General features: G+C 35.4%; 11 protein-coding genes. 3 read left to right on the plus strand and 8 right to left on the minus strand.

The features are described 5' to 3' along the window. Positions 1-406: 406 nt before the first annotated feature. The gene (locus HNS38_RS11285; protein ID WP_172346485.1) at positions 407-1564 is read right to left on the minus strand and encodes a tyrosine-type recombinase/integrase; all 1158 of its coding nucleotides are present in this window, start codon (positions 1562-1564) and stop codon (positions 407-409) included. A gap of 190 nt (positions 1565-1754) precedes the next feature. Between HNS38_RS11285 and HNS38_RS11290 the strand changes: the two genes are divergently transcribed. The 3 genes from HNS38_RS11290 (at position 1755) to nth (ending at position 5592) form a co-directional block, all read left to right on the plus strand. After that, complete coding sequence (locus tag HNS38_RS11290; RefSeq protein ID WP_172283156.1) at positions 1755-3293, plus strand: peptide MFS transporter; 1539 nt, start codon at positions 1755-1757, stop codon at positions 3291-3293. Positions 3294-3770: 477 nt separating this feature from the next. Continuing rightward, positions 3771-4739 (plus strand): TIGR01212 family radical SAM protein, encoded by a 969-nt coding sequence (locus tag HNS38_RS11295; RefSeq protein WP_172283153.1) that lies wholly within the window; start codon positions 3771-3773, stop codon positions 4737-4739. A gap of 211 nt (positions 4740-4950) precedes the next feature. Next, entirely contained in the window at positions 4951-5592 is a 642-nt protein-coding gene (nth, locus tag HNS38_RS11300; RefSeq protein WP_172283151.1) for an endonuclease III, read from the plus strand. Between the two features lie 173 nt (positions 5593-5765). On the opposite strand, the gene HNS38_RS11305 is transcribed toward nth, so the two are convergent. The 7 genes from HNS38_RS11305 to nuoE form a co-directional block, all read right to left on the minus strand. Then, on the minus strand, positions 5766-7001 hold the full coding sequence (locus tag HNS38_RS11305; RefSeq protein WP_172283148.1) for a RidA family protein: 1236 nt from the start codon (positions 6999-7001) through the stop codon (positions 5766-5768). 802 nt (positions 7002-7803) lie between these two features. After that, positions 7804-8205: a hypothetical protein gene (locus HNS38_RS11310; RefSeq protein ID WP_172283146.1), complete on the minus strand. Its 402-nt coding sequence runs from the start codon at positions 8203-8205 to the stop codon at positions 7804-7806. A gap of 113 nt (positions 8206-8318) precedes the next feature. Further along, the gene (locus HNS38_RS11315) at positions 8319-8828 is read right to left on the minus strand and encodes a hypothetical protein (RefSeq protein WP_172283144.1); all 510 of its coding nucleotides are present in this window, start codon (positions 8826-8828) and stop codon (positions 8319-8321) included. Between the two features lie 306 nt (positions 8829-9134). Then, a complete protein-coding gene (locus HNS38_RS11320) occupies positions 9135-9863 on the minus strand; it encodes a hypothetical protein (protein WP_172346486.1) in 729 nt (242 codons plus the stop codon). 205 nt (positions 9864-10068) lie between these two features. After that, positions 10069-13764, minus strand: coding sequence for an FAD-dependent oxidoreductase (locus tag HNS38_RS11325; RefSeq protein ID WP_172346487.1), 3696 nt, complete (start codon positions 13762-13764; stop codon positions 10069-10071). 21 nt (positions 13765-13785) lie between these two features. Continuing rightward, the gene (locus tag HNS38_RS11330) at positions 13786-15564 is read right to left on the minus strand and encodes an NADH-quinone oxidoreductase subunit NuoF (protein ID WP_172346488.1); all 1779 of its coding nucleotides are present in this window, start codon (positions 15562-15564) and stop codon (positions 13786-13788) included. Position 15565: 1 nt separating this feature from the next. After that, positions 15566-16090 carry an NADH-quinone oxidoreductase subunit NuoE gene (gene nuoE / locus HNS38_RS11335; protein ID WP_172283135.1) on the minus strand — a complete coding sequence of 175 codons (525 nt, stop codon included), beginning with the start codon at positions 16088-16090 and terminating at the stop codon, positions 15566-15568. Between the last annotated feature and the right edge of the window lie 567 nt (positions 16091-16657).

The following is a 16657-nucleotide window of genomic DNA, read 5'->3' on the forward strand; positions in this document are numbered from 1 at the left end:
CTGATAATCTACACTTTAAAAAATAAGGTTCGCCATGTTTTGCTATTAGTAATAAAACATCATGTCAAAGAACTTTTCTAGAAATCATTTTCCCAAACATTTAAGGAGGTCTAGTTAAGTTTATAGAGGTATTACACATTAAATCTATGTTTGGGATATTTGTATAGCCACTTGTAAAAAGTTCCTAAAAGCACAATACATTACCTAAAAAAAGGCCATATAATTAGTTAATAGATGTATCCTAAGAAGTACAGAACTTTTAGTTTGTAATATTTTTTAACCCTTTATAGCATTGGGGCATTTTTTGTAAAAGTCAATTCTACACAATTTAGCTATGTTTGGGATATCAATATGTTTACAGGTAGAAAGTGCCTAAAAGCTTAATACATTACCCACTAAATACCAATTAAACCAGCTTCATCATACTATCTTTCATTTGCTGGTCTGTAAAGCTGCCTAAATAGTTTTGAGTAGTAGCAATATTTTGGTGGCCTAATGACTGACTTATAAATACTATGCTTGCTCCTTTATTCATTAAAATAGTGGCGAAGCTGTGACGGGCTGAATAAGTAGTGATTTTAGGAATTTGAAGTTCTTCACATGCTTGCTTTAAGGTGTAGTTTATTTTAATGGTGAGTGAATTCACTTTCTTGTAAACATGCTCCGCTTCTTCATTTTCCAATACAGGAAATATAAAATCATTGGCGCTTGTATATTTCTCAATGATTTCTTTTGCTTCTGGAAGTAAGTATATTTTAATTGGTTTATTGGTTTTGGCTCTGTGGTAAACCAAGTATTCACCTTGTAGATTCTTTTTCTTTAGTAAAACTATATCTTTAATATTGACACCTCCACTAAAATAACTAAAGCGGTATAAATCCATATAGAAATTAAATGCATCAATTTTAAACTTATAGGATAGAACTTTCTTTAGTCTTTTTTCTGTAAGAGCTCTCTTATTATTATTTGCCTGTGGAACTTTGTATTTATCAAAAGGATAAACCTTAAACAATTCCTTATTGGCATTAACAACTGCCTTAAAAGCTCTCATATAAATTGAAACAGTACTAATACTTTTACTCTCTGAAATAAGAAATGAATGAAAGTCTTCTAAAAGCTTACTATTAACCTGTGCTATTCTAATACCTTTTCTAAATCTTAATAGTGCTTTTTGGGTGTTAACATAGGTGATTGCAGTATTATATTTTTCCTTACTCTTAAATTCGTCTGCTCTTTCCTGAAATAAGTCATTTATAAACACTTTTTGGACTGCCTTTGGCTTAGTTCCAGAAAAATTCTCTTTGAACAATTCAAAATCAAAATCTTTCATTTCATCCAATATTAGATTGGCCTTGGCTTCATATTGAATTAATTTCTTCTTAATAGATGTAATGTTTTTGGGTAATCGTTTTAAGCTGGTATAATCTTTATATTCTTTTAAACTCATATAAAGCTTTAAGCTAATAAAACTAGTTTGTCTTAGGTTTGTAATTCTCAATTTAAAAGGATATCCATCTTTTGTTTTTCTCCTTTTGTCATAAAAAATAGAAGCTGTTGCTCTCATAAATATTATATTATGAGTGGTCGTCTGTAAATTTGCAAACAATTTGCATTTAAGAAAGCCTGTTTAGGTATCATTCAGTAATTTTCTGAACCGTAAAATTTAACTTGCTACCCATTGAAAATTAACTATTTTTGTGCTTTCCTGCTAAAATTCAGTAATTGAAATTAAATAATCATTAAAATAAACAATTATGTTAAAAGGACACCCTAAAGGGCTTATCCCCGCTTCGTTAGCTAATATGGGCGAACGATTTGGATTTTACACCATGATGGCTATTTTGGTGCTGTTTCTCCAAGCTAAGTTTGGTTTAACAGGTACCGATGCTGGTTACATCTATTCTGGATTTTATTTCTCTATTTACATCCTCGCATTGGTGGGTGGTATCATAGCCGATAAAATCCAAAACTTTAAAGGAACTATTATTGCTGGTTTATTTCTTATGAGTGCAGGATACCTCATTATGGCTATCCCAACTCCAACACCAGTGGCTAGTGTTCCATTTTATTTAACTATCTCCATTATTGGTTTATTTGTGATTGCTTTTGGTAATGGTTTATTCAAAGGTAACTTACAAGCTTTAGTTGGTCAAATGTATGATAATGAGAAATATGGTGCCATGAGAGACTCTGGTTTCTCTTTATTTTATGCTTTCATTAATGTAGGTGCCATTTTTGCTCCATTTACTGCCATTGGTGTTCGTAACTGGTGGTTGGGCAAATTCAACTTTACTTACGATGGTAGTTTACCTGAGTATTGTCATGCTTACCTCAATGGTTCTTTATCTGAAGATTCTATTGCTAATTTTAAAACTGCTGCTGAAACGGTTTCAGGAAAAGCCGTTAATGATTTAACAGCCTTCTCTAACGAGTATTTAAATGTATTTAACGAAGGATTCCATTATGCATTTGGTGTAGCGATTATTGCTATGGCTATTTCTACGGTTATTTTCTTTATGAATAAGAAGAATTTCCCAAATCCAAAAGTTAAAGCTGCTGCAGGTGAAATCACTGACGAAATTAAAATGGAAGCTAAAGAAGTAGCACAAAGAATGTATGCTTTATTAGCTGTATTTGGTGTAGTTATCTTCTTCTGGTTCTCTTTCCACCAAAATGGACTTACGCTAACTATGTTTGCGAGAGATTATACTGACTTAAGCTTATTGGTATTTACCATAGGTGGTATTACCTTTAAAGGTGCCGAAGTTTTCCAAGCTATGAATCCTATCTTTGTTGTTGCTTTAACACCAATTGTAGTTGGATTATTTGGTTGGCTTCGTGTACGAAATATGGAACCATCTACTCCTAAGAAAATTGCCATTGGTATGGGTATTGCCATGCTAGGTTTTGTATTGATGATGTTTGGTTCATTTGGTTTACCATTATTCAACGAGGTGAGCTCTGCAAACGGAGGAACTCCTTTAGATGATATTCATCGTGTTACACCATTCTTATTGGCTGGTACTTATTTCATCCTTACTGTTGCTGAGCTATTTATTAGCCCAATGGGAATTTCATTTGTTTCTAAAGTTGCTCCACCACAGTATCAAGGTTTGATGCAAGGTGGTTGGTTAGGTGCTACAGCTCTTGGTAATGGACTATTGTTCATAGGTGCTGTTCTTTATGAAACTATTCCAATTTGGATGACATGGGGAATTTTTGTTGTAGCTTGTGCTATTTCAATGTTTACGATTATCTTTATGGTGAAATGGCTTGAGCGTGTTGCCAAGTAATACCAATTGTAATTAAAAGTGAGATTTTTAGTCGCTTTTAGTTTTACAATGGTTTATGCCGATTTAAAATTTATAAACAATTAATTTGTATTGATTAATGTCTCTTATTTTTTAACATCGGTATAATTAAACCAGATATAATATACAAAGAGGTGTTCTGTTTCAGTTCACCTCTTTTTTTTGTTGATGGATATATAGGAATATGGGAAATGGTTGGTTCCTAACGTCAAAAAAATGATTCAAAAGAACGTGGATGACACGGATTAAATAGATCTGCACAGATTTGTTATGTTTGAATGCCTGAAACTACAAAATAGGCTAGCTGTCAAAAACTGAGCCTGAAACTTTCTCTAGCTCTCTAGTTCACCAACTCTCCATTTCCCCAAATCTCTCGTTCTCTTTTTCTCTACCTCCCTTTTTACATTTCCTTACCAAATAATATTCGCTTTGATGGATTAGTATTTTTACTTTTGCCGAATGACTGAAACATTAGCATCCTCATATCCTTGGGGACATAAACGACGATTTAATGCTTACGCCCAATACTTCGAACGTACTTTTGGCGAACGTGTGCAAAAAACTACTATTGATGCTGGATTTACCTGTCCGAATAGAGATGGGAAAGTAGCTAGAGGAGGCTGTACCTATTGTAATAATAATGCTTTTAATCCCAGTTATAATGATTCCAAGAAACCTGTTATTCAACAGATTCAGGAAGGTATTGAATTTCATGCCAATAGATATCGTAGGGCCGGAAAATTCTTAGCTTATTTTCAAGCTTATTCTAATACTTACGCTCCTCTAGAAGAACTCAAAAAACTCTATGGTCCGGCCTTAGAAATGGAAAACGTGGTGGGCTTGGTCATTGGAACCAGAAGCGATTGCATGGATGAGGAAAAGCTTAAATACTTCGCTGAAGTAAGTAAAACCCATTATGTGATTTTAGAATATGGGATTGAAAGCACCTTTGATAAAACCTTGGAGAGAATTAATCGTGGGCATGATTTTCAGAATGTAATTGATATGATGAAACTCACCCATGATTATGGGGTGAAGTGTGGAGGACATATGATTTTTGGACTACCCGGCGAAAGCAGACAAGAGATGATGGATCAGGTGCATGTGTTGAATAAATTACCCATGAATAATATCAAATTCCATCAATTACAAATTATCACTGGAACCCATATGGCCAAGGAGTTTAAAAAGTCACCTGAGAATTTTGAGCTGTTTGGAATGGAAGAGTATATCGATTTCATGGTGAGGTTTTTAGAGCAATTAAATCCTAATTTTGTAGTGGAAAGATTTGCGGGGGAGGTTCCTCCTCGATTTTTGGTGAGTCAAGCTTGGGGAAATCTTCGTAATGATCAGATATTACAGAAGATTGAGCGGGAATTGGAAGCACGAGATACCTGGCAAGGCAAACTTTATCTTCCAAAGAGCTAGTCCTAAAACATCAATTTTTTCCTTAGGTTTGTACTGAAAACAAACACTTACCTTTTAAGTTTTTGTTATTCCCTACAGTATAATTTGGCTCGTTCGGAAATGTTTTCCGTGTGCAGAAATTAAAGATTGATAGGTGTACTTGGATTTCAAATCAGAGCAAGCAGAGAGAAATAAGAATAATTGCTTAGGCGCAGATATAAAACACAACAAAATGAGAAAGAAAGAGAGATTCGAGAAAGTAATATCCTGGTTTGAGGAGAATATGCCCATAGCTGAAACAGAGCTCCATTATGGTAATCCTTATGAACTTTTGGTAGCGGTGATACTCTCTGCTCAATGTACTGATAAACGTGTGAACCAAATTACACCTGCTTTATTCGATAAATATCCTGATGAAATTGCAATGGCTCATGCTACTGTGGATGATATATTTCAGTTGATTCGCTCTTGTTCCTATCCTAATAATAAAGCCAAGCACCTTTTGGGGATGGCACAGATGCTGCACATGGACTTTAAAGGAGAAGTTCCCTCCGATATTAAAGAATTGCAGAAGATGCCAGGAGTAGGGCGGAAGACCGCAAATGTAATAGCCTCGGTGGTATTTAATAAGCCAGCTATGGCTGTGGATACTCATGTGTTTCGAGTTTCAGCACGTTTGGGACTCACCACAAACTCAAAAACACCTCTCGACACCGAGTTACAACTCGTCAAACATATTCCTGAAGAAAAAATTCCAACAGCACATCATTGGCTCATTCTCCATGGTCGATATGTTTGTTTAGCACGCTCCCCAAAATGTGAGAAATGTGGGATTACTGAGTATTGTAAGTATTATGCGAAGTTGAAGAAGTAAGGATTGTCTTGAACTACAGATTTGTCTTCTAAATATTTTTTTCATTAAGTGAAAATGATAGAAAATATCACAAAAAAATAGCTTGGGTTTTGCCCAAGCTATTTTTGTATTTACAGTTTTATAAGATATTGCATTTTAAGACAATAGAACAAAATAAAAAATAATTTCCTTTTTTATGCAGGAGGTGTACCTTCAGCATTAGAAACAACAGCATCAATTTGTACTAAAGCATCCATAGGGATAGCTGAAACACCAATAACTGTCCTTGCAGGAAGATCGCCTTTGAAGAATGTGGTATAAACTTCGTTTACCACATCAATATCTGCAATATCTTTTAATTGGATATTTACTTTAACGATATCGTCCATTACGTGGTCCACACTTTCGATAATTGCTTTGATGTTATTTAAACATTGTTCAGCTTGCTCTTTTACACCACCGGCTATAATTTCACTAGTTTTTGCATCTAAAGGTAATTGACCTGAAATATGATTGTAATGAGAAAAAGCTACTGTATGTGAGTAAGGAGCTTTTGGTGCATTTTCTGTATTGCTTGCTTCAATAATGAGTAGTTTGCTGTCTTCAATAAGTTGTGGAGGTGTACCATCACCATGTGATATAACGGTGTCAATTTGTACCAAAGCATCCATAGCTAAAGCTGAGGCATTAACTGTGGAACGAGCAGGAACATAGTTTGGGAAAAATTTGGCACAAACTTCGTTGACTGCTTCAATATCAGTATTGTTTTTAAGAAAAATAGTTGTTTTAACTACATCTTCCATCACATGGTCTATGCTTTCTAAAATGGCTTTAACATTGCTTAAACATTGTGCTGTTTGCTCTTTTATACCACCACTTACCAAATCTCCAGTTTCAGGATTGATAGGTAATTGAGAAGAAAGGTTATTATAATGAGAAAAAGCTACCGTTTGTTTAGCGATAGCACTTTTTGGGGCATTTTTCGTATTTCTAGAAACTTTGATAAGCGCGCAAGGAGCTTGAGGAGCTGTACCTTCACCGTTTGAAATCAAAGTATCTATTTGAACCAATGCATCACTCATAGGTAGAGCTGCAACAGCAACAACAGTACGTGTAGGGCGAGAACCGGGGAAGAATTTTGCATAAACTTCATCAATAGCATCCATATCTGAGATATTCTTAACGAATACATTGATTTTAACAACATCGTCCATTACGTGGTCGATACTTTCTACAATGGCTTTGATGTTTTTCAAACACTGCTCAGCTTGCTCTTTAACACCACCAGCTATAATTTTACCTGTCTTTGGATCGATAGCTAGTTGGGCAGAAAAATTATTATAATGAGAAAAAGCTACAGTCTGTGTAGATACAGAACACTTTGGTGCATTTTCTGTGTTTCGTGAAACTTTTATGATCTTGTCACTCATAATGATATATCTCTTTTTAGTTTTATATTATGCCATTTTTTAATGGTGAGCAAACCTAATCAAAAAAACTAATCTTGTTGTATAAGAATATTGAATTTCAAAGATTATTTTATCTGACTTATTCTCTGTTTTTTTTCTTCTCCATTCTTGAATTGAATTAATAACTGAAATGAAAAAATATGCATATAACTTATTGAAAAACAAGAATAAATATAAGGTGGATGCTAAACCTAATTCTTGTTATGTTTTCAAATTAGTGATTTCTTCAAGGAGAAAATTCATGAGGATTCAGAAGGTTAGACTAGCGGTTTTTACGCTTATAAAAGACTTAATGTTAGGGAGGTTTTAAGCTCAATCATTGCCTTCATTTAGTTAAAACCAAATGTTTTTTTTGAACTACTCATCAAACTACTTTACTTTACAGGCTAAATAAATATATGCCGATAGAAGAAGTATAAATACTAAATATTTATTCAAATGATATTTTCTGGCCTCCTCCATGAAAATTAAGCTTTTACAGGATTTTGCGGTAATAATTGTGCTACTTCATGCCCTAGACTGGCTTATCAATTGATTTGGGACTTGTTTTAATGGCAATAAATTATCCTGATTTGTCATGAATTGGGTGAATGACACTAATTTATTGATAAAAACAGAGAGAATCGGGGAGTCTTGATTTGGAACGGAGCGTTCTATTTGTCATGAAGTCTAAAAGATATAAAGCTCACATTAAATTAAAGCCAGCTTATTCAGAAACTTCTGCTGAACGAAGCTTCAGTATATAATAACCAATGGTTATTTCTTAAATCCTCAATCCCAACTTTATTGGAATAAAAAATGTTTGTTGCGTTATCATGAAACCAGATTGAAGATAAATATCAAATTCTTCACTAAACCTATAGTTTAATCCTCCGCCTAATTCTATTAGTGCACTCCCTGTTCCGTTTTTATACTGGTTACAAATATGATTATATCCAATTTTGAGATTTATTAAAGGGGTCAGTTTGGTTTTTAATGGTAGGTAATCAAAATCTGAAAAAATAGAAACTCCACTGATGCCTTCGAAGTTTACATACCCAAGGCCAATACCTGCGAATAATTTGTTTTTAAATTGGATTCCATTGATGAGATTAAGATCTATTCCATTTTGTTCTTTATTAAGATTGTATCCTTTCCAATTCGGACCCGCTTCCACTTGAACCATGGTATATTGAAATCCTAAATAGCCAGTTTCAATTTTCCCGGAATATTCTATTTGTGTTAAGCTTTTACTCCGAATATAGTCAGCAAGATTATAATTGGAATTATTCTTTTCATTTATATGTTTTGATTAGTATTGAGGGTTTCATTTTTTGGCCAACTATTATAATTTATTTCATTCAACCTCTTCAAATACTTGAGTGTTGAATGCTTATTTAGGACCATTTGAGGGTTTTTGCTCAATATTAATACCTTTTTATAATCAACCCCGTTGATATTTTTTGTTCGAGCATCTACTACAGCCACTTCATTAGGTATTTCATAGTTTTCAAATTCGATCAATTTGTTTTTGGATTCCTTGTTAATATTGAGTAATTCCCTCAAATACTCCTCAGTACCAAATGGATTCATCAAGAATTCAAATCCTTCTAATTCATAAGTTAATTTACATTCTCCTTCTTCAGTCAAATGAATTACAAATATTCCTCCTTCGTCATGAGAATCGCCTAAAACTATTCCTCCAGAAGCTCCATCAACTATTAAATCATTCTTAAGCAAAAATGATAAAACTTCAGGTTCAATAACGCTGTTATGACTTAGTTCTTTAAATATTAGATTTGTATTCATATTCCTTAATTTCTTTTGAAAGTGAGGATTTCGTAAATTAACCTAGATGTAAATTAAAAAAATCTTGTGAGCATCCTTTATTATTTACTATTATAAAATGATATTCATATACGAAATTCCATTTCTCGAATTCCATTTTTTTTATTATCTCATTTCATAAATCACGATATTGTTTGAGTCTGCTTATTTAATAAAAAAGCTATAACAAAGAGTCCTTTCCCTAAAGTAAATGTGCTAATTCTTTTCTTTTAATATATTCAGATTTTTAGATTTACAACTGAAACCCAAATTGTATATGTACTTATTTTAGCTCCTGTTCTGTATCCATCGATAAAATCCGACCGTATTTTTAATAATTGTTTGTACTCTTTCTGATTCACAGTTTTTATTATGTTTAGAGAAAGAGCTAATTACATCTTGTTCGCTTTTGATTAAATCATAATTTGTCCATTCAATAACATATTTATTTTCCTTAGTTCCATTTCTAAAAGGAACATCAAATTTTCGAATTAAAATATCATTATTAACATTACATAGTCGATTAGCTAAGCCTTTAGCCTCGGGTTCTTTCAAAAATTCAAAACATTCATGACTTACAATTGCCCCTGCCCAAGATTGTGTGTTTTCAATTTCGTAAGCTTTAGTTAAACCTTTTCCTAAAATTGTCGTTCCATATTCATTTTTTAAAACTGAAACTTCATCCACAGAAATCCCACCCCGTAAAGGAATTCCACCGCCTATTGAAGAACTCAATAAAATTCTACTTATAGCTAATAAATATAGAAAGCCTTTCATAGATGTGTCTTTTTGAATTATAATTACACTGTCAGAAATAATATATATTTCTAGAGTATCAATTTCTTTCGTACCTAATGTTGGCATGATTCCATAGATTAATTTCAACATTGGCAACACCGTTTCTATAGTGTCATACAATGCAAAATCATAAATTTCAAGTAAATCTTCATGTGAATTTCTACTCACTAAATCTTTAAAACCCAAAATGTCAAAAAACGCTACAAAAGATTTATTCATATTTAATAGTTTATTAATGGCTTACTATTAACTTTTTTATACATAAGTTTGGTAAAATTACCACAAATTAATATACGATAATAAGGAATAACTAAACTGTTGAAAAGTTCTAGTTTTAACATTTAACCAAAAAAAATCCCCCAGCCAAAAATGACCAGGGGAAATATATAAATTGATTTAGAGATTCAATTTTAAACAATTGCTATTATTCAAAAGCAGCTTTAAACTCATCAGCAAAACGCTTCATAATGTGATCTGCGCTATTGGTGAATGGGCTTTCATTACCTTCTTCATTAGTATAAACCAATTGGTGCTTCTCTTCAGATTTATTTGGAGGAAGGAACTTAATCATTTCCGCGTTTACATCTGTTAAATCAGCTAATCCATTATGACCCATTTTGGCTAAAAGTTCGATGAGCTGGACGGGATTGGTCTTCTCTACTTTTGGAGCAAAGGAGGCTTCGAAAGTTTGAATATACTTCTGAGTGTTGGTAAAGCTACCGCCAGTTTCCACAGGGAAAGAAGCCGGAAGAATAATATCAGCACGCTTGGCAGTTTCTGTCATGAAATAATCCTGAACTACTTTGAATTCCATCTTATCCATGCAAGAACCTTGGCTAATGTCGTGCTTGGTAGTTCCAACTGGATCTTCTCCAAAGATAAATCCATTCTTAATTTTACCACCTTTTATAAGTTCCTTAAGCGTATTTACTTCTTTTGGCATATCCACACCCCAAACTGCTTTGGCTTTGTCTTGTGCCTCTTGAGAAGCTGCACCAATGCCACCAGTTAATAAGCAAGGACGAGCACCCATATCGAAAATACCCTGAGAGTTGTTCTTCTCTTTTAGTGAAATAATTCCGTTGGCTGTCTTGCCTAATTTACCACTGATAAGTGCCAGATTATAAACTTCGCGGGCTGCTTCTGCTGTTAGATCCTCCTCAGAATAAACAATGATATTATTCATCTCGTGGAGGTATTCTTTTACAAAGGCTTCTAAATCGCCAACGCATTTAATACCAGACTTCTCGATTAACTGTTTATAATCTTCAGCCAATACCGCTTTCTTATAATCTTCGAAACCTTCGGTTCTGCCATCGATAAACATAGCATTTTCCAAACCATTACTCAATAGATAATGGTTAGCGGCTTTAAAGAAATAATAATAGCTGTCTACCTCGCCTAAGCTGGCATATTTATGAGCTAATTTCTCGCAACATTTAGGATTTAATACGGCAACATCTATTTCATTCTTATAGAAGGCATTCTGGATTTTATATCCAACCACAGGATTCTTCTCAAAGATTTCGTTACCGATTAAATATACTTTATTGCTGTCTTTAATTTGATTGAAAGGTACATTGTCATTTGCTGATTGACCATAGAATCCACCCCTGTTCAAATAACTGAAACTACCCACATTATTAGTTTTAGCAGCAGCACGAGCTATCTTTTGTACCAAGTAAATTTCCTCGTTACTCAAGCGGCTACCTGCCATAAATACATTCTCGTCGGCCTCAACGGATTCAATTCTACCTTTGATGATGTCATAAGCTTCTTCGAAACTAATTTCTTTGAAACTACCATCGGCTTGCTTCATTTGTGGTTTGGTGATTCTATTTACATCGTTCATATAGCGATATCCAAACTTTGCCAATTGACATAAATTACCATCCTCATTAATCTGTCCTTCGCCACCTGTTACCTTCATGGTGAACTCATTGTGATGGTTGATGTTTAAGGTACAACCCACAGAGCAAAGATTACAAATCACTTCTGCTTTTTCTTCTACCAATGGACCAGGCTTAAAGAAGAAGTTTTCGCTAATAGCAGCAGTAGGACAAGTAGAGATACAAAGGCCACAGCTTTCGCAATTGGTATCTGTTAAGCTTTCGCCCATGCTTGGAGCTACTATGGTATCGAAACCACGGTTCACTAAACCAAGAGCATTGGCACCCACTACTTCTTTACAAATCCTCACACAACGTGCACAAAGGATACACTTGTTATTGTCTATCTCGATAAATGGATGACGGAAATCAACTTGATATTCGTGATATTCGCCAGCATATTTTTCTTGTTCGGCATCGTATTCTGTAGCATACTTTTTCAAGTCACAATCGTAATATTCCACACAACCACACTCTAAACAGCGGTTGGCTTCGTGATTACAAACATCCTTGTCAGCATATCCCAATTCTACTTCTTTAAAGTTGAAACGGTCATCAGTTTCTAGAACAGGCATTTCTTCGCGAATCTGCTTGTCGTAACGACCCACATAATCTTCAGCTATTTGAGGCTTGAAATTATCGCGCTTGCTTAAGAATTCTTTTTCTGGAGCAGAAAACTCTTCTCCCATCATAAATTGATGAGCAGAACGAGAAGCGATTTGAGCTTGAGCTATGGCCTCAATAATAGTCGCAGGACCAGAAACGCCATCACCAGCTGCAAATACATTAGGGATACCAGTTTGTAAAGTTGCTCTAGCCGCATCTAAATCACCCCAACGATTGATCTTTAATTCGCCTTCGCCAGCATGCTTATTGATATCGTCGATAAAGTTAACTCTGGTCTTTTGACCAATAGCAGCTAAGATATAATCTACGTCTAATTCGTATTCGCTACCTTCAATTGGAACAGGTCTTCTACGGCCAGAAGCATCAGGCTCACCCAATTCCATTTTAATCACGTTCACTGATTTCAAAACGCCATTCTCATCTTTATTCACCTTTGTTGGGTTATTGAGGAATAAATACTCAATTCCCTCTAACTTAGATTCGTGAATTTCGATGGGGTTAGCTGGCATTTCTTTTTCTGTACGACGATAAATAACGTATACTTTCTCAGCACCACAACGCATAGCCGTTCTACAACAGTCCATGGCAGTATTACCACCACCAACAACCGCTACCGTTTTGCCTTTAAAATCCATTTTCTGGCCTGTTACTTCCATTTGTTTTAGGAAGTCGATTCCAGAGAATACATTTTGAGCATCGTCACCTTCACAACCAATTAAAGTTCCTTTTTGAGAACCAATGGTGAGGATAGTAGTATCATATTTCATTTTAAGCTCTTGATAGCTTAAATTTTCTCCTAAGTTCTGGTTATAGTGAATAGTTGTTCCAAGGTCAGTGATGTTTTTCACTTCAGCATCTAAGATATCATTGGGTAAACGATACTCAGGAATACCATAACGTAGCCATCCTCCAGATTTTGGAGCGGCTTCGTAAATATCAACTTGGTGTCCCTTAATTTGTAAGAAGTGAGCTGCTGACAAACCACCAGGGCCTGCACCAATAACCGCTACTCTTTTACCTGTAGAAGGGGCTATTTCAGGAATATATTTATCTTTTGATTGTAAGTCATAATCAGAAGCAAAACGCTTCATATAATCGATACCAACGGCATTTCCTTCGTCCAATAAATTACGACGACAAGCGACCTCACAAGGGCGAACACAAACACGACCACAGATAGCAGGAAGTGGATTGGTTTCTTTTATCAATGCTACTGCATCGCTATATCTTCCTTTTTCTATTAAGGAAATATATCCTTGTACATCAACACCTGCAGGACAAGTTTCGGTACATGGTGCTTTACAATCGGCATAGTGATTACTCAAAATAAGGTCTAAAGCAGTTTTACGAGCTACTTTAATTCCATTACTATCAGTTATAATTTTCATTCCTTCGGTAACTTTGGTAGAGCAGCTGGGCTGATGTCCTCTCATGCCTTCTACTTCCACCACGCAAACATAGCAAGAGCTGAATGGCTCTAAACGTGGGTCGTTACATAAAGTTGGGATTTCGAAACCTTCTCTTTTAGACAGCTGAAGGATGCTTTCTCCCGGATAGGCTTTAACGATTTTTCCGTTGAGTTCTATATTTAATGTCTTTTCCATTTTTTTCATTTTTTGCGGTGATTAAGAAAGCTTGATAGCCTCGAATTTACATCTAGAATAACATTCTCCACACTTGATACAATCGTCTTGGCGGATGAAATGTATTTCTTTTCTAGCTCCATCAATAGCATCAACAGGACACTTAATAGCACATACTGTACATCCAGTACACTTATCTGCAATCACTTCGTAAGTGAGCAATTGAACACAGCTCTTGGCCGGACATTTCTTATCGCGGATGTGAGCTTCATACTCATCGCGGAAATACTTGATGGTTGTTAAAACTGGGTTTGGAGCAGTTTGTCCTAAACCACAAAGAGAATTATTCTTGATTTGAACAGATAATTCTTCTAGTTTTTCAATATCACCCTCTTCTCCTTTACCTTCAGTAATACGAGTGAGGATTTCAAGCATACGCTTGGTTCCCATACGACAGAAAGTACATTTTCCGCAGCTTTCTTTTTGAGTAAAATCGAGGAAGAAACGCGCCAAGTCCACCATACAAGTGGTCTCGTCCATCACCACCATACCACCAGAACCCATAATGGCTCCAGTTGCATTTACAGAATCGTAATCTACCGGTGTGTGAATAAGGTGAGCTGGAATACATCCTCCAGAAGGTCCACCCAACTGAACCGCTTTAAACTGTTTGTCGTCTTGAATACCGCCACCCAATTTAAATATAATGTCTTCGATGGTCATTCCCATAGGAACTTCTACTAAACCACCTTTTTTAATCTTTCCTGTTAAAGCAAAAACCTTAGTTCCCTTGCTCTTATCAGTTCCATATTGATTATAAGCCTCAGGACCATTCAATAAAATATAAGGGACATTGGCAAAAGTTTCTACGTTATTGATATTGGTAGGCTTCTTCCATAATCCACTAACGGCAGGGAATGGAGGACGACGACGAGGCATTCCTCTTTCGCCTTCTACAGAAGCAATCAATGCCGTTTCTTCACCACAAACAAAAGCTCCAGCTCCTTCTTTTACATAAAGGTCGAAGTTGAATCCTTGAATACCGCAAGCATTCTCGCCGATATATCCTTTGGCGCGAGCTTGCTCAATGGCAATGTTTAATCTTACGATAGCTAGTGGATATTCCGCACGACAATAAATCACACCTTGGCTGGCACCAATGGCATAACCACCAATGGCCATACCTTCTAATACGGCATGAGGATCGCCTTCTAATAAGCTACGGTCCATGAATGCACCTGGGTCACCTTCATCGGCATTACAGATGATATATTTTTCGTTGCCTGGGCTGTTATAAGCAAATTTCCACTTCATTCCAGTTGGGAAACCTCCTCCACCACGACCACGAATACCAGAATCTAATACCGTCTGGATAACGGCTTCGCGAGTGATGCCTTCATCGGCTATTTTTTGTAAAGCTTTATAAGCGTCTTTAGCTTCAGCTTCTTCTATTTTTTCTGGGTCGATGAAACCACAATTTCTAAGGGCTATTTTTACTTGTCCTTGGAAATAGCTATCATCTGGAGTTGGGAACAAATCGCTCTTTACTATATAATCTTTTACAGGTTCATGATTCTGAACATGTCTTTCTACAATCTCTAAAGCTTTGGCTGCATCAATGCCACCATAAAGGAAGTATCCAGTATCGTCAATCACCTCTACTAGAGGCTCACGAAAACACATACCTACACAGGAGGTCTTTTTTAAATCGATATCCAATTTATCAATTTCCATGATATTTTGAATAGCATCGTAAGTTTTATTGGCACCTGCAGCAATACCACAGCTACCTAATCCTATTATAACTTGTGTCTTTTCCATATTATGAGGCGTTTTTCTCGTTCAACTTAATTTCTCTAATCACTTTAGAAGCCGCTTTCCCATCTAAATTACCATAGGTTTCGTCGCCTATCATCATTACAGGGGCTAAAGAGCAACATCCTAAACATGCTACCGATTCTAGGGTAAACATATTGTCTTCGGTGGTTTCGCCATCGTTAACTCCTAATGTGTCTTGTAAAGCAGAGGTTAAGGCTTTAGCATTTTGTACGTGGCAAGCAGTACCGTGACATACTTTTACAATATGCTTACCTACAGGTGCCAATCGGAATTGGGCATAGAAAGTAGCCACACCATACATGTCAGATAATTCTAATCCAGTTTCGGATGCAATTTTCAAAAATGCTTTTCTAGGTAGATAGCCAAACATTTCTTGGGCTCCTTGTAACAGAGGAATCATGGAACCTTTTTTGCCTTTATATTTTTTGATGAGCGGGTCGAGTCTGAAAAGCTCTTCGGCTTGTGCTAGACCATTTTCTTGTTCTGCTCTTATTCGTGATATTCTCATAGCGAAAAAAAGTATTTATATGTGTTGAAACTCAATTGATTTTTGATAAAGATATTAAAAGGGTTGTATGAACAAAAGACCAGAAAGGGGAATCGAGAATTTATAACTATTCTAAATAAAATCATGTCCTTAAATGCTAGAATAATAGTGTTTTATAGAGGTTTGTGTGAGTTCTGTTCTAAATAGAACTAGAAAATTAAACATGGGGGAATTGGACTTATGGTATAGGGATATCTCGGAAATTGTCAGGGAAATACTTAGGCTTGAAAGAGGGAGAAGTTAGTGTTTTAAAAATATGATGCCTTGAATGATAGATTTGACATACTGTTGGTCTATAAGATTGGTAGCTATTTGACAAGGAAATTATTTAAAGCATGACTAAAATAATATTACACAACAATACTGAATAGTATTTTACCTATATTTGAGCAGCATTAAAAACCCTAAAGCATACCAACATGAAAAAACTAATCATTATCTCCCTATTTCTCTTATTTTGCTTCCAAAGCCATGCCCAAAACTGGATTGAACCTACCTTTGTTACAAAAACAAGTGGTGGGTATTTAG

The sequence above is a fragment of the Lentimicrobium sp. L6 genome (genome assembly GCF_013166655.1).
GTDB lineage: Bacteria > Bacteroidota > Bacteroidia > Bacteroidales > UBA12170 > UBA12170.

Excerpts from the sequence above, each read along its gene's own strand:
- HNS38_RS11285 (WP_172346485.1), bottom strand. The coding sequence starts at position 1,564 with ATGAGAGCAACAGCTTCTATTTTTTATGACAAAAGGAGAAAAACAAAA.
- HNS38_RS11290 (WP_172283156.1), top strand. The coding sequence starts at position 1,755 with ATGTTAAAAGGACACCCTAAAGGGCTTATCCCCGCTTCGTTAGCTAAT.
- HNS38_RS11295 (WP_172283153.1), top strand. The coding sequence starts at position 3,771 with ATGACTGAAACATTAGCATCCTCATATCCTTGGGGACATAAACGACGA.
- nth (WP_172283151.1), top strand. The coding sequence starts at position 4,951 with ATGAGAAAGAAAGAGAGATTCGAGAAAGTAATATCCTGGTTTGAGGAG.
- HNS38_RS11305 (WP_172283148.1), bottom strand. The coding sequence starts at position 7,001 with ATGAGTGACAAGATCATAAAAGTTTCACGAAACACAGAAAATGCACCA.
- HNS38_RS11310 (WP_172283146.1), bottom strand. The coding sequence starts at position 8,205 with ATGGTTCAAGTGGAAGCGGGTCCGAATTGGAAAGGATACAATCTTAAT.
- HNS38_RS11315 (WP_172283144.1), bottom strand. The coding sequence starts at position 8,828 with ATGAATACAAATCTAATATTTAAAGAACTAAGTCATAACAGCGTTATT.
- HNS38_RS11320 (WP_172346486.1), bottom strand. The coding sequence starts at position 9,863 with ATGAATAAATCTTTTGTAGCGTTTTTTGACATTTTGGGTTTTAAAGAT.
- HNS38_RS11325 (WP_172346487.1), bottom strand. The coding sequence starts at position 13,764 with ATGGAAAAGACATTAAATATAGAACTCAACGGAAAAATCGTTAAAGCC.
- HNS38_RS11330 (WP_172346488.1), bottom strand. The coding sequence starts at position 15,564 with ATGGAAAAGACACAAGTTATAATAGGATTAGGTAGCTGTGGTATTGCT.
- nuoE (WP_172283135.1), bottom strand. The coding sequence starts at position 16,090 with ATGAGAATATCACGAATAAGAGCAGAACAAGAAAATGGTCTAGCACAA.